The sequence below is a fragment of the Glycomyces dulcitolivorans genome, from assembly GCF_003265355.1.
Taxonomy (GTDB): Bacteria; Actinomycetota; Actinomycetes; order Mycobacteriales; family Micromonosporaceae; genus Glycomyces; species Glycomyces dulcitolivorans.
Window position 1 is genome coordinate 28117 of record NZ_QFRW01000319.1, and the last position, 13901, is coordinate 42017.

Genomic DNA, 13901 nt, shown 5'->3' on the forward strand with positions numbered 1-13901 from the left:
CAGCTCCTCGTAGGCCTCCGGATCGAACGTGAGCCCGTCCGAGATGCCGGTGTCGGTCTCCTTCTGTGCGGCCCACGCGTTCAGGGCCGGGAGGACTCCGGGAGGGCGTCGATGACATTGCGGAGGCGGGCCCGCATGGCCGCCTCGGCGGCGGGGTCCCGGCGGCGGATGGCCTCGACGATCGCGAGGTGCTGGGGCAGCGACACGCTCGGGCGGCATCGGTGACGCGCTCGGCGGCCTTGGCGCCGCAGGAGCCGAGGCGGTCGACGTCATCGGGGAAGGCGCAGGGCGGGACAGCTCCAGTTCGTTCTCGGGCGAGAAGCGCGGACGGTTCGATGCGGTCATCCCTTCAACGATCCTTGGAGCAGGGCTGAGACGAACTTGCGCTGGAACAGCAGGAACACGATCAGTGTCGGTGTCAGGATCAGCAGCGATCCGGCGCACAGCAGGGGTATGTCCATGCCGTACCGGCCTTGGAACGCGCCCAGGGCTCCTGCCATGGTCCGCTGGGCCGGGTCGGCCACGAGGACGATCGCGAGGAGGAACTGGTTCCACGTCCACAGGAACAACAAGATGGCAAGCGAGGAGATCGCCGGGACCGACAGTGGGACGTGGATGCGCCAGAACAGGTGCCATGTGGTGGCACCGTCGACGTGCGCGGCCTCCGACAGCTCCCTGGGGATCGTGGCGAAGTTCGCGCGCATCCAGGTGACCGCGAACGGCATGAACAGGCCGATCAGCGGCAGGATGATCGCCCACCGGGTGTTCAGGATCCCGAGGTCGCGGATCTGGAAGTACAGCGGCGTGATGATCCCTTCGAAGGGAAGCGTCAGGCCGAGGATGAAGACGACGAACAGGCCCCGGGCGCCGGGCGGCCTGAGGTGCCCGAGGCCGAACCCGGCAAGGGTCGCCAGGAGGACCGCGGCGGGGACGACGCCCAGTTCGATGAGGAGGCTGGAGCTGAGCAGGTGGAACATGTCCGCCGATTGGAAGGCGAGGACGAAGTTGTCCCAGTGCGGCGTTTCCGGCCATTCGATGCCCCGCGGGTAGCTGCCCGGTTCGTGCAGGGCGGTGACGAAGATGCTGAGGAAGGGCAGCACCGTGACCAGCATCAGCACGACGAGGATGACGCGGCCGGTGATTTTCTCTCGGCGGGAGACGATCACGATTCACGTCCCCGGAGGAGTCGCTGGAGCGGCAGGACGACGGCGATCACCAGCGCCATCAGGACGATGCTGAACGCGGATGCCGTGCCGATCTCGCGTTCGAAGAAGGCGAGGTAGAAGATCTGCAGGCCCGGCACCAGGGTGCTGTCGCCCGGCCCGCCCTGGGTGGCGACGTAGACGATGTCGAAGCTGGCGAGCGCGGAGATGACGGTGACCGTGGCGCACACGGCGATCTCCTGGCGCACACCGGGAAGCGTGATCGAGAAGAATTCACGCACGGGTCCCGCCCCGTCGATGCGGGCCGCTTCGTAGAGCGACGCGTCGATCCTCGTCATGCCGGCGAGGATGAGCACCAGGCACAGGCCCACCTGCACCCACGCGCCGATGACCCCGACCGCCGGGAGGGCCGTGTCGAAGTCCCCCAACCACGCCCGGGCGGCGGCGTCCAGTCCGACGGACCGGAGTATCTGGTTGACGAGGCCGTCGCTCGACAGCTGCCAGCTCCAGATGATCCCGGCGGCGACCAGCGGGATCACCTGCGGGATGAACAGCACCGTCCGCGCGGCCGTCGCCAGCCGGCTCGCGGCGATGGACCTGATGAGGTTGGCGGCGAACAGCGCGATCCCGACGGGGACGACGCTGAAGTACAGGATGAGCTCGAACGCGTTCCCGATCGCGCCCACGAGCTTGGGCTCGCTCAGCACCGCGACGTAGTTGTCGATGCCCGCCCAGGTCGCCGTCGTGACGCCGTTCCAGTCGTAGAGCGAGTACTGCGCCGAGGCGACGATGGGCCGCAGCACGAAGAACGAGTAGAAGAGGGCGGCCGGAGCGATCAGCGCGTAGGCGAGCAGGCTGCCGCCGACGCGGCGGCGCCGGGCGCGAACGCCCGGGCGCGAACGGGCGGTCCCGCCGGACCCGGGCGGTGACGCAGTGGACGCGGGAGCGGGCATCGGCTAGTCCCCGACCTGCGACTCGTAGTCGGCCTGCACCGATTCGAGCAGGCCTTCGGGCGTCTGCTCCCCTGCGACCAGCTTCTGGAGGTTGGGCGTCCAGCTCTGGGCGTAGATCGAACCGGTGGCGTTGGCGATGAAGTCCATCGCCCCGTCCGCTTCGCTGACGGTCGCGCCCGCTGCGAGCGTCGCGGCGGTCACGGAGTCTTCGGCGACTTCCGGCATGAAGCCGTCGGCGGGCCCCATCGGGTGCGAACCGCCGGTCTCGACCCCGATGGTCCGCGCCTGCTCATCGGTCGCCGCCCAGTTCAGGAAGAACGCAGCGCACTCGGCGTGCTCGGCGGTGGCGGCGATCCCGTAGGTGTTCGGAGCCGACATGGCGCCGATCGCGCCGCCGGCCTCGAGCGGGGGCATCAGGAAGAAGCCCGCGCCGCCGGGCATCTGCGCGTCGAGGTTGCCCGACTCCCAGTCCCCGTTGAACATGAACAGCGACTCTCCCTCGACGAAGCGGCTCATCATCTGCGAGTAGTCCATCGAGTTGACGTCGTCGGTGAAGTAACCTTCGTCGATCCACCCGGCGAGGTGCCCGGCGGCGGCGAGGTTCTCGGGCGTGTCGATGTCGGCGCCGGGCTTCTGGAAGATCCAGTCGTTGACCGCGGCCGTGTCGCCGTACGAGGCCATGAGCGCCTGCAGCGGGAAGGCGAGGCCTCCGGTCGCGCCGCCGTTGAACTGCGCGACCGGGGTGATGCCGGCGTCGCGGGCGGCGGCGAGGTAGCCGTCGAACTCCTCGAGCGTCGCCGGGGGCTCGGCCATCCCGATCTGCGCTCCGAGCTCCTTGTTGTAGAACACCCCGGTCATCGAGTAGCCCAGGCCCATCGCATAGAGCGGGCCGTCGCCGCGGCTCCCGTCCTCGGCCACGCGCATCTGCTCAAGCTGCGAGGCGGGCCACGCGTCCCAGCCGAACGCCTCCGCGTACGGATCCAGGTCGAGGAGGAGGCCGTCGGTCGCGAGTTCGGACATCTGCGGCAGCCGCATGAGGTCCGGAGGGGAGTCCTGGAGGGTCCGCGGCGCGTTCTGCGTGATGACGGCGAACTGGTCTTCGCGGATGTCGAACGTGATGTTCGGATACTGGCGCGTGAACTCGTCGGTCAGCGCCCTCGCGAGAGGAAATCCCGTCTCGAAGTAGGCGCTGAGGACGACCGCGTCCTCACCGCACGTGGGATCGCCGGTCAGCGGGGCCGAGGCGTCGCCGCCGTCACTCCCGGGCGGAGCGCAGGCGGCGAGTCCGATGGCGGCGGAGAAGGCGGCACCTGAGGCGACCAGCGCGCGCCGGCTGAACTTCCTGATGAGAGACATCGTTGTCTTCTTTCATCCATGTCGTGCAGGGGTCGGCGGAGGATGCAGCCGTCGAGCTAAACCGAGTTAGCAACGACTATACTGCGAGACGGAGCCGGGTTTGTCAACTGCTCGGAGCGCTCGACGTACGGAAGGACCCGACGTGCACCAGAAGCGAGTCACCCTCGCCGACGTCGCCAAGGCGGCGGGCGTGTCCCGCACGACGGCATCGCTGGTGCTGTCGGACCGCGGCGACGAACTGCGGATCTCCGAACCGGTCCAGCACCGGGTGCGCCAGGTCGCGGCCGAGCTGGCGTACCGCCCCAACGCGGCGTCGCAGGTCCTGCGGACCGGCCTCAGCCGCACCTTCGGCTTCATCTCCGACACGGTGGCGACGTCCCAGCTCGCGGGCGACATGATCAAGGGCGCGCTCGAAGGCGCGCGCCGGCACGACCACATGCTCTTCATCGGTGAATCCGAAGGGTCAGAGGACGAACAGGCCCGCCTCATCCAGGCCATGGTGGACCGACAAGTCGACGGGATCGTCATCGCCTCCATGTTCACCCGGGAGCGGCCGGTCCCCGGCGGAGTCAGCCGCCCCCTCGTCTTCCTCAACACTGTCCCAGCGGACGCCCGGGCCGACATCCCCGTCGTCGTGCCCGACGAGATCGGCGCGGGCCGCGCAGCCGTGCGCGCACTGCTCGACGCCGGTCACCGGGAGGTCCACCTCATCGGCGCCGGCCCCGCGCCCGATGACGTGCCGCCGCTGACCATCGCCGGACAGGAGCGCCTCGACGGCATCCTCCAAGAGCTCGGCAAGGCCGGACTCAAGCCCGCGAGTGCGCGGGTATGCAACATCTGGCTGCCCGAGGACGGCTGGAAGGCCACGACGGGGCTCCTCCAGTCAGGTGTGACCGAGGGAGCCGTCCTCTGCTTCAACGACCGACTTGCCCTCGGCGCCTACCAGGCGATCCAGGAAGCAGGTTTCCTTGTGCCCCAGAACTTCTCAGTAGTGTCCTTCGACGACCACCAGCTCGCGGGCTGGCTTCGACCCGGCCTCACCACGGTCGCCCTCCCCCACTACGAGCTTGGCCGAAGGGCCATCGAGGCGCTGCTCGCTCCCGCCGGAACCGCCGCCGGGTTCGAGCGCGTGCCGATGCCGCTTCGCACGCGCGGTTCCATCGCCCGCGCCCGGATCTGACTCCTCCGCCGGGCACCGCGCCGCGTCGGCGTTCGCCGGCCCCTATCCGGGCGATCACGTCGACACGACGAAGGTCGTCACGCTCTCGGGCGGGAGCGATGCGGCGAAGGTGTCGCCTCGTCCTTGGATGCGGGGCTGCTCCTCGAGGTCGCGCGTCGCGTCGGTGAGCCAGGACTGCACACGGCGGACCCGGCGGCCCTTCACCGCGAACGACTGGCTTGCCGCCGCCGTCGCCGTGTTCACGGCCACCACGATGAGCGCCCCGTCGTCGCCGGCGTATGCCGAGGTGAGGACGCCGGCCTGCGGCTCCTTGTGGGCCTCGACGCGCGTGTGGCCGGGGCGCACGTACTTCGCGAAGTGCGCCAGCATGCGGCCGCGCTTGCTGATCGTGCCGTCCTCCAGGAGCGGCCCGTAGTAGCGGCGGAGGTACCACCAGACGTACGCCTGGAACTCGGCTTCGACCATGGCGTGGTGGACGTGCTCGGCGACCTTGAGCGCCTCGGGCCAGAGGTTCGCCGAGCTCGAACTGTTGGGGTGGTACACCTCCGTCATCCACAGTTCCTTGCCCTCGCCCGCGTCCTCGAAGAGCGGGTAAGGGAAGTCCGCGAGTGCCGTGCCGTAGAGGTGCGCGCCGACGATGTCGACGTTCGCGAGGACCGCATGATCCTCGAGGATCGGGTCCGATACCGACTTGACGTACTGGAAGGACTCCGGAGCGATGACCCGGCAGTCGATCCGGCCGGCGAAGTCGCGGAGGAAGCGGTTCATCTCCTCGGTCGTCCACCATGTCCAGTCGTGCGCGTAGTCGGGCTCGTTCTGGACCGAGATCCCGTACAGGTCGACGCCGTTGTCGCGCATGTGACGGACGAAGTCGTTCAGGTGCTCCGCGTAGGCGCCGTAAGCGTCGTGGCGCAGGCGGCGCGCTTCGGCGGGCGGGGTGTACGGGGCCGCCATGAGGTAGTCGAGGTCCGGCCCGCCCTCGCCGATCGTGACGACCTTCACGGGCCACCGGCCCGGCGTCATCGCGACCTGGATCGACTTCCACCGCCACTCGCCCGCGGCGGTCGCCGTGAACAGGACGCTCTCGGCGACGAGGACGCCGCCGACGTGGATGTCGACGCGCACGTCAGCGGTCGGCGCGGAATACCGGAACGCGAGGTTCTTGGTCCCCGTTGACCCGATGTAGACATCGGTGAACTCGACGCTCGCTTCCGCGGCGCCGTCGAAGTGCGCATACCCCTCGCCCTGGTAGCCGGGGGTGTCCGTCGCGATGCGCGCGTTCACGAGCGCTGCGGTCTCGGCCTCGTACTGGCTGCCGTTCGGCACCTCGTCCACCCGCTCGAACAGCTCGACGAGCTCCTCCGGCGGGTTCCACGGCGAGGCGAAGACGAGCGCGCCCTTGGCGGCGGCCGCCTGCGCGGTGGCGAGGTCGACGGACCAGTTCGCGCGGTCCTCTGGCACCGGGATGCGCAGGATCGAGAAACCGAGGTCGTCGGCGCCGTTGTCGAAGACGGTGTCGCATTGCGGCGGGGTGAGCTCCCCGATCCAGGTCGCGTGCGTCATGCCGCCGAATCCGCGGATGACCTGGCGGCGGCGCCTGGGCTCGACGATGACGGACCGCGGCCGGCCGGCCGTGTCCGCGTGGGCCGGGGTTCCGGCCAGCCCGACCGCGAGCGGCAGGGCGGCGCCGGCGGTGAGGACCGCGCGGCGGTTGACAGGGTTTCGAGACGGCGACGTTGCCATGGTCTGTTCTCGCTTTCTGTGTTGGTCCCTGCACGGAGGTCGCGGACAGGGTCGGTCGCGGATCGTGAACCGCGTCAGGACGTCTTCGCGTTCGGCACCGCAGTGGTGGGCCGGTGGTGCGGACCGGCCCACCGGTCGGCGGGTCAGTTCTGCGTGCGTTCGAGCGCGGCGTTGATGGTGCCGATGAGCTGGTCGGCCCCGAGGCTCTCGGCCTCGGCGACGTACGCGTCCCAGTCGTCCACGACGGATCGCTGACCCGTGATGAACTCGGCCGTCGCCGCCTGGACTGCGTCCGAGAGCTGGGTCTGGAGCAGCGATGTCTGCTCGAGCTCGATCTCGTCCAGCTGGGCCGCCGGCGCGGTCGGCAGCTGCTCCTTGCCGTCCAACTGCCTCTCGGTCCAGTCCGCGATCTCCTCGGTCATCATCGACAGGACGAGGTCCTTCGACGAGCCGTTCGCGACCAGGAAGACGCCGTTGCTGTAGCCGTAGTCGGCGTTCAGCAGCTTCGGGGCGCCCGCGTTGATCGAGCTCCACGCGATGTCCTCGTTGAGGACGCGGGTCCCGTCGGACCCGCGGGTGAACGTCTCGCCCTCGACGCCCCACTGGGCGAACTCCAGGCCCTCGTCGGAGTAGTACAGCCAGTCGACGAGCTGCAGGAGCGCTTTGAAGTAGGGCTGCTCGGCCGCCTTGCTGCTGATCAGGAGGCCGGAGGTGAAGCGGCCGCTCGGGAGGTTCGAGCCGTCGGGGCCGCCGGGGATCGAGAGCAGCCGGATGGGAACGTCGCCCTTGTCGGCGTCGGCGAATTTGGTGCGGTACTCCACCAGCGTCTGGGTGTTTCCGGAGATCGCCGCCGTGCGGCCCGAGATGAACTTCTGGACCGCCTGGTCGTCGTTCTGGGTGACCTCGGGGTCGAGCGTCCCGGCCGCGATGAGCCCTGCGGCGTAGGAGACGAGTTCCCTGTACTCCTCGGTGGCCCCGGTGAACACGTATGCTCCGGCCGATTCGTCGTAGTGAGTGTTCGCGTAGCCCCATCCGGCCGACGTGCCGTAGTTGACGGCCATCACGTTGAGCAGCGATCCGAGGGTCCTGGAGTCGGTCCAGCGGTCGGACATCGCGTAGTCGATCTCGGGGTTCGCCTCCTGCACCTGCTGGAGCTGCTGCTGGAACTCGTCCCAGGTGGCGGGATCCTCGGCGAGGCCGGCCCGCTCCCACATGTCCTCGCGGATCACCACCGAGTACTGCACGTCGGGCACTTCCCGGAGGCCGGGGAGGTGGTAGATCCCGCCGTCGGCCTGGCGCTTGTTCTCGAGGTCCTCCTGGAGGCCCCAGTCCTGGATCTTCTGCTGGAAATGGGGCATGTAGTGGAAGTAGCTGGAGACCGGGAGGATCGTTCCGCCCGAGATGAACTGCGTCTCGCTGCCTCCATAGGTGGAGGAGATGATGTCGGTCGCCTCGCCGCTGCCGATGAGCAGGGACTTCTTCTGATCGAAGTCGGCCATCGGGATGTCGGTGCGGGAGAAGGTGACGTTGTGGTCGTCTTTGAGGTGCCGGAAGAACGACCAGTCGTCCTGGACCGGGTAGTTGGTGTGGTCGCGGTACATGAGCGAGAACTCGACCGGCTCGGTCGCCTTGAAGGTGACGCCCACGCCGTAGTCCTCCATGGCGCCGACTGACTGCGCCTTGTCGATGGTGGCGCGGTCGCCGACGGCGTCGTCGCTCGGGCCGTCGGAGCATCCGGCGAGGGCGACCTCGCACGCGGCGACGCCGGCGAGGCCCACGAGGGCTCTGCGGGTGATGGACATGGTCTCTCCTATTCGGGAACGTCGTTGTTCGACGTGGAAGGGGATTCGGGATGGACGGGTCCTCAGCCCTTCACCGAGCCGAGCATCACGCCCGAGACGAAGTAGCGCTGAATGAACGGATAGAGGCAGATGATCGGCAGGACGGTGAGCAGCATCGTCACGGCCTGGATGTTGGCGGCGACCTGGACGGCCTCGCCCCCCTCGGCGATGTCCTGCGAGCCCGTCGCCGCGGCGATGAGATTGCGCAGATAGACCGTGACCGGGAAGAGCGACTTGTCGTCCATGTAGAGGAAGGCGCTGAACCACGAGTTCCAGAGGCCGACCGCGTAGAACAGCGTCATGGTCGCGAGCACCGCCTTGGACAGCGGCAGCACGATGCGGAAGAAGACGCCGTAGGTCGAGAGGCCGTCGATCGCCGCCGCCTCTTCGAGCTCGGTCGGGAAGTTCTCGAAGAACGCCTTCATCACCAGCAGGTTGAAGACGCTCAGTGCGCCCGGCACCACGACCGCCCAGATGCTGTTGCGCCAGCCGAGGTAGCTGGCGATGAGGATGTAGTTCGGGATGAGTCCGCCGCCGAAGAACATCGTGAACACGGCGATGCCGACGAAGAACGCCCGGCCCTTCAAGTGCGGCTTGCTGAGCGCGTAGGCGTAGGTGGAGGTGATCGCCATGGCGATGACGGTGCCGACGACGGTGTAGAGGAAGGTGTTCGCGTAGTTCGTCCAGAACAGGTCGTCTGCGAGCACAACCCGGAAAGTGTCGAGATTGAACCCGCGCGGGACGAGGTTCACCTCGCCTGCCGCGATATGGCCCTCCGAGGAGAACGACTTCGCGACGAGGTTCACGAACGGATACAGGGTCACGGCGCACACGAGCAGGAGCGCGATCGCATTGGCGACGCGGAAGACACGGTAGCCGGGCGACTCCCGGATGACTCCGGTCGAGCTGCGGACGTGGGCGATGTCCGGCTTCTGGGGCAGGGGTTCGGTCACCACAGCGAGGTTCCAACCATTCGACGGGAGAGGCCGTTCGCGAACAGCACCAGGACGAGGCCGATGACGGCCTCGAAGAGGCCGATCGCCGTGCCGTAGGAGAACTGGGCCGACTGGATGCCGACGCGGTAGAGATAGGTCGCGATGACGTCGCCAGTCGAGTAGACGAGCGGGTTCTGCAGCAGCAGCACCTTCTCGAATCCCACGGACATGAACGAGCCGATGTTGAGGATGAGGAGCACCATCATCGTCGGGCGGATGCCCGGCAGCGTGATGTGCCACGTCTGCCGCCACCGGCCGGCGCCGTCCACGCGTGCCGCCTCGTAGAGCTGGTCGTCGATCGTGGTGAGTGCGGCGAGGTACAGGATGGTCCCCCATCCGACGGTCTGCCAGACCTCCGACGACACATAGATCGTGCGGAACCACTCCGGTCGCTGCATGAACGGCACCGGATCGGCGCCCATGGCCGCGACTACCTGGTTCACCGTGCCGTCGAGCGCCGTCAGCTGCAGCACGAGTCCCGCAACGATCACGATCGACATGAAGTGCGGCAGGTAGGAGATGGTCTGCACGATCCGCTTGAAGCGGCGCGACCGCAGCTCGTTGAGCATGAGCGCGAGGACGATCGGCAGCGGGAAGGTGACCAGGAGCGTGAGCCCGCCGAGGATGGCCGTGTTCCAGAAGACGTTCCAGAACTGCTGGTTCGTGATGAAGGCCTGGAAGTAGTAGAAGCCCACCCATTCGTCGCCGAAGATCGACCCGCCGGGGCGAAACCGCCGGAACGCGATGACGTTCCCGAGCATCGGGATGTACTTGAACACCAGCAGGAACACGAACGGCACGACCAGGAACGTGTACAGCCGCCAATCGCGGGCGATGGCGCGCCGCCACGTCCGCCTCGCGCGCGGTCTCGGGCCCGGGCGAGAGCGGTGCCGCATCATCGACCGGATCGGGCTCACCTCCGCCTCGCCCGCCGACGGCGGGTCGCTGCCGGGCATTCGTTGCGATGCAACGGACTGGGTCATTCGGATCTCCACATCTTTGTGGTCGGCGGCCTTCGGCACCTGTTACGGGGCGAGGATGAGGGCGTCGGCCTGGGCCTGCAGGCTGAGTTCGGCGGCCTGCAGCGCGTGCGCCTGGGTCATCGCGGTCTCAGTGCGGTCGATGCAGTCGCGGACCAACCGTCCGAAGTAGGGGAAGCCGGTCATGCCGTTCGCGTTGAACCGGTACTGGCCCCCGTGGTTCACGAGCAGGACCTGGCCGCCGCCGTTGTCGGTGCCGATGTCGATGTACTTGCGCAGCTCGATGTAGCCGTCGGTGCCCAGCAGGAGCGTGCGCCCGTCGCCGAAGACGCCCAGGCCGTCAGGGGTGAACCAGTCCACGCGCACATAGCCCGTGGTGCCGTTGTCGAGCACGACGTGGGCGTCGCCGAAGTCCTGCAGGCCAGGGGTCTCGGGGTGGGCGTAGTTCGCGACCGTCGCGGCCGACACGCGCCCGCCGGCCGCGCCGGTGTAATAGAGCATCTGCTCGAAGTTGTGGCTGCCGATGTCGCAGAGGATGCCGCCGTACTGCGCCGGGTCGTAGAACCAGTCCGGCCGTCCGCCGCCGATCCGGTGCGGGCCGAAGCACACCACCTGCACGACCCTGCCGATCGCACCGCGCTCGACGAGCTGGCCCGCCAGGATCGCGGCCTCGGAGTGGATCCGCTCGCCGTAGTACACCGCGTACTTGCGGCCCGTGCGGGCGGTCGCCTCGCGGACGGCCTCGAGCTGCCCGAACGTGGTCAGCGGCGCCTTGTCGGCGAAGGCGTCCTTCCCGGCCTCGATGGCGCGCAGGCCGATCGGCGCCCGCTCGGAGGGTATCGCCGCCGTCGCGACGAGGCGCACGTCCGGGTCGTCGAGCACCTCCTGCTCCGAGGAGGCGACGCGCGCGGTCGGGTACCGCTCCGCGAACGCGGCGGCCCGCCCGGGGTCGCTGTCGAAGACCATCGTGATGGTCGCGCCCGCGCCGATGAGGCCCTCGGTCATGCCGTAGATGTGGCCGTGGTCGAGGCCGACTGCCGCGAAGGCGAACTCCCCGGGCTCGACGACGGGCTGCGGAAGGGGGTCGAAGGTGTACGGGTGGTTCACTGCGGAGTGCTCCTCAATCGGTGATGTCGTAGGTGCGCAGGCGGCCGCACATGCCGAACCCGCGCTCGCCTGCGTAGGGGACCGCCTGGCGCACGCGAGCCTCGCTCAGGTGCGCGAGATCGCCGCGCGCTCGGCGCTCTCGTAGACGTCGAGGTGCGACAGGGACGTCCCTCCGGGGAATGAGGAAGCGGTCATGACGCCGCCTCGGCGAGTGAGTGCTGCTTCTGGTGGAAGCGCGGTGCTCGCTCCACGAGGCGGCCGGACCGGTAGTAGGGGTCGTCGGCCTGGAGCGGCAGCGGCACGAACGTCCGCTCGATGCCCGCCTTGTAGATCGCGGTGACCACCTCGATCGCCGCCCGGCCGTCCCGCCCGTCCGCGATCGGCGCGCGCCCCTCGCGGATCGCCGACAGCAGGTCCCCGATCTGCCCCGCGTGCCCGGTGTGGCGCAGCGGTTCACGCTGGGCCACAAGCGCTTCGATCGCGGCTACGCGCTCGGGGTCGCCGCCCCGCTCGGGGAACCCGGCCCCGTTGGACCGCTCCGCGACCGCCTTCCACGGCTGGGACACGCGTGCCTTCGCACCCTGGACCACGATCTCCTGCTCCTCGCCGTGGTGCACCACCGAACTCGTCAGCTGCGCGAGCCCCTGTTCGAACCTGAGCACTGCCACCGAGAGATCCTCGACCTCGCTGTTGCCGTGCTGCGCGTTCGCGAGCATCGCCGTGACCTCGGTGGGGCGACCCAGCATCCACAGCAGCAGGTCGATGTGGTGGATGGCGTGGTTGAGAGTGCAGCCGCCGCCCTCCTTCTCCCAGGTGCCGCGCCACCACAGGTCGTAGTACGGCAGGCCGCGCCACCAGGCCGAGTCCACCCGCACGTGCGAGACGGACCCGAGGAGCCCCGAGTCGAGGACGCCCTTGAGCGTGGCGAGGTCGTCGCGGAAGCGGTTCTGCGCCACCACCGAGAGCAGCTTCCCCGAGCGCTCCTGCGCGGCGAGCATCGCGTCGCACTCCTCCAGCGACGGCGCCATCGGCTTCTCCACCAGGACGTTCACGCCCGCGTCCAGCGCCGCCACCGACAGCGCCGCGTGGGTGGACGGCGGCGTCGCGATGCTCACCAGGTCAAGGTCCGCTTCCGCGATCATCCGCAGTGGATCGTCGTACCCGACCGCCTCGGCCAGCCCGAACGACGCGGCCTTCTCCGCGGCCTTGCCCTCCACCGCATCGGCGAGCGCGACGATCTCGCACTCCTTCGGGAAGGCGAGATACCCGCCGACGTGCGCGCCCGCGATCCCGCCGGTCCCGATGATTCCGATTCTGAGCATGGTTCCTCGCGATTCCTACTACGTATTACTAAGACGTAGTAGGTAGTATGAGCACGGCGCGCCCGCCCGGTCAAGGTCTCCGTGTGGGATTCTCACGATGGAGGATGCAGGTATGGGGAAACGGCCGACCAGTCACGACGTCGCTCGACTCGCGGGGGTCTCGCAGTCGACCGTCTCGTTCGTGTTCACCGGGCGCGAGGGCATCTCGACCCCCACCCGGGAGAAGGTATTGCGGGCGGCCGCCGAACTCAGCTACCGGCCCAATCTCGCCGCCCGATCCATGCGCACGCAGCGGACCGGGCGGCTCGCGGTCGTCATCCCGTTCCCGGGGCTGAACCTCGGATCGCTCCTGGAGGGCGCGGTGACCACCGCGCGCGAGGCCGGCTACACGGTCGAAGTCGTCAACCTGTCGGACGAGTCCGACGAGGCCGCGCGCGAGGTCGACACCCTGCTCGGCTCCTTCGAGTACGAGGGCGTCCTCTCGTTCTCTCCGCTCCCGAAGCCAGGGCTGCCGTCCGCGGAGTCCGCTCCCGCGTTCCTGGCGCTCACCGAGTTCGACGAGGAGATGCATGCGATCGGGGCGTTCAGCGACGCACGTCCCCTCGTGGAGATGATGGAGCATCTCGTCGGTCTCGGGCACCGGCGCTTCCTCCACATCGCGGGCGCTTCCGACTACCCCGCGGCCGTCGCGCGCCGCGATGCCTACCTCGCCACGGTCGAACGGCTCGGGCTGGAGTCCGTCGGCGTCGTGGGCGGCAACTGGAGCGGCATCCACGCGAGGGAGTGCGTCGAGGCGCTCGCGGACGACGTCCTCCCGCTCGCGATCATCGCCGCGAACGACGTCCTCGCCGCCGGCGCCATCCGTGCCGCGGTCCAGCGCGGATGGTCCGTTCCGGGGGACGTGAGCGTGACGGGATGGGACGATGTCGCGCTGAGCCTGCACTTCCTTCCGTCCATCACGACGGTGTCCCAGGACCGGCGGCGCCTCGGCGCCTACTCGATGCGCCGCCTCGTCGCCGCGATCCGCGGCGACGAGGCTCCCGAACTCGAGACCGACCTGCAGCAGGTCATTTGGCGCGAGTCGGTCGCACCGCCCCGCCCGCGCTGAGCGCGCGGTTCGCGAATGGAAGCGTCGACTCCTCACTGCCGCTTGATGAACCGGTATGCGGTCCCGGCTTCGGCGTCGAAGGTGACGAGCCCGTCCTCCTCGGCGGCCTGGAAGCCGGAGGCGGCCAGCGGCGCGTCGGCGCGGACGCGCACC

General features: G+C 68.9%; 12 protein-coding genes. 2 read left to right on the forward strand and 10 right to left on the reverse strand.

The genetic code is table 11. From position 1 onward, the window contains the following. Positions 1-80 precede the first annotated feature (80 nt). The 4 genes from DI269_RS28735 to DI269_RS23460 form a co-directional block, all read right to left on the reverse strand. The gene (locus DI269_RS28735; RefSeq protein WP_269814194.1) at positions 81-206 is read right to left on the reverse strand and encodes a hypothetical protein; all 126 of its coding nucleotides are present in this window, start codon (positions 204-206) and stop codon (positions 81-83) included. Between the two features lie 135 nt (positions 207-341). Continuing rightward, entirely contained in the window at positions 342-1166 is an 825-nt protein-coding gene (locus tag DI269_RS23450; protein ID WP_112140482.1) for a carbohydrate ABC transporter permease, read from the reverse strand. Beyond that, positions 1163-2116, reverse strand: a complete 954-nt coding sequence (locus DI269_RS23455; RefSeq protein ID WP_112140484.1) for a carbohydrate ABC transporter permease — start codon at positions 2114-2116, stop codon at positions 1163-1165. Before DI269_RS23455 ends, DI269_RS23450 begins: the two co-directional genes overlap by 4 nt. A 3-nt stretch (positions 2117-2119) precedes the next feature. Continuing rightward, positions 2120-3472, reverse strand: coding sequence for an ABC transporter substrate-binding protein (locus tag DI269_RS23460; RefSeq protein ID WP_112140486.1), 1353 nt, complete (start codon positions 3470-3472; stop codon positions 2120-2122). Positions 3473-3614: 142 nt separating this feature from the next. Between DI269_RS23460 and DI269_RS23465 the strand changes: the two genes are divergently transcribed. Beyond that, positions 3615-4652, forward strand: coding sequence for a LacI family DNA-binding transcriptional regulator (locus DI269_RS23465; protein WP_112140488.1), 1038 nt, complete (start codon positions 3615-3617; stop codon positions 4650-4652). Between the two features lie 54 nt (positions 4653-4706). Here DI269_RS23465 and DI269_RS27880 read toward each other — a convergent pair whose 3' ends face one another. The 6 genes from DI269_RS27880 to DI269_RS23495 form a co-directional block, all read right to left on the reverse strand. Continuing rightward, positions 4707-6395, reverse strand: a complete 1689-nt coding sequence (locus DI269_RS27880) for a CBM35 domain-containing protein (RefSeq protein ID WP_198667682.1) — start codon at positions 6393-6395, stop codon at positions 4707-4709. 143 nt (positions 6396-6538) lie between these two features. Then, a complete protein-coding gene (locus tag DI269_RS23475) occupies positions 6539-8197 on the reverse strand; it encodes an ABC transporter substrate-binding protein (protein ID WP_112140490.1) in 1659 nt (552 codons plus the stop codon). Between the two features lie 62 nt (positions 8198-8259). Next, positions 8260-9159: a carbohydrate ABC transporter permease gene (locus tag DI269_RS23480; RefSeq protein WP_408612328.1), complete on the reverse strand. Its 900-nt coding sequence runs from the start codon at positions 9157-9159 to the stop codon at positions 8260-8262. A gap of 26 nt (positions 9160-9185) precedes the next feature. Continuing rightward, positions 9186-10130, reverse strand: coding sequence for an ABC transporter permease (locus tag DI269_RS23485; protein ID WP_408612329.1), 945 nt, complete (start codon positions 10128-10130; stop codon positions 9186-9188). Between the two features lie 126 nt (positions 10131-10256). Continuing rightward, positions 10257-11318, reverse strand: a complete 1062-nt coding sequence (locus DI269_RS23490; protein WP_112140493.1) for a Gfo/Idh/MocA family protein — start codon at positions 11316-11318, stop codon at positions 10257-10259. Between the two features lie 191 nt (positions 11319-11509). Next, positions 11510-12640, reverse strand: coding sequence for a Gfo/Idh/MocA family protein (locus DI269_RS23495; RefSeq protein WP_112140495.1), 1131 nt, complete (start codon positions 12638-12640; stop codon positions 11510-11512). Positions 12641-12752: 112 nt separating this feature from the next. On the opposite strand from DI269_RS23495, the gene DI269_RS23500 reads away from it, so the two are divergent. Continuing rightward, positions 12753-13748: a LacI family DNA-binding transcriptional regulator gene (locus DI269_RS23500; protein WP_198667685.1), complete on the forward strand. Its 996-nt coding sequence runs from the start codon at positions 12753-12755 to the stop codon at positions 13746-13748. The last annotated feature ends 153 nt before the right edge of the window (positions 13749-13901 follow it).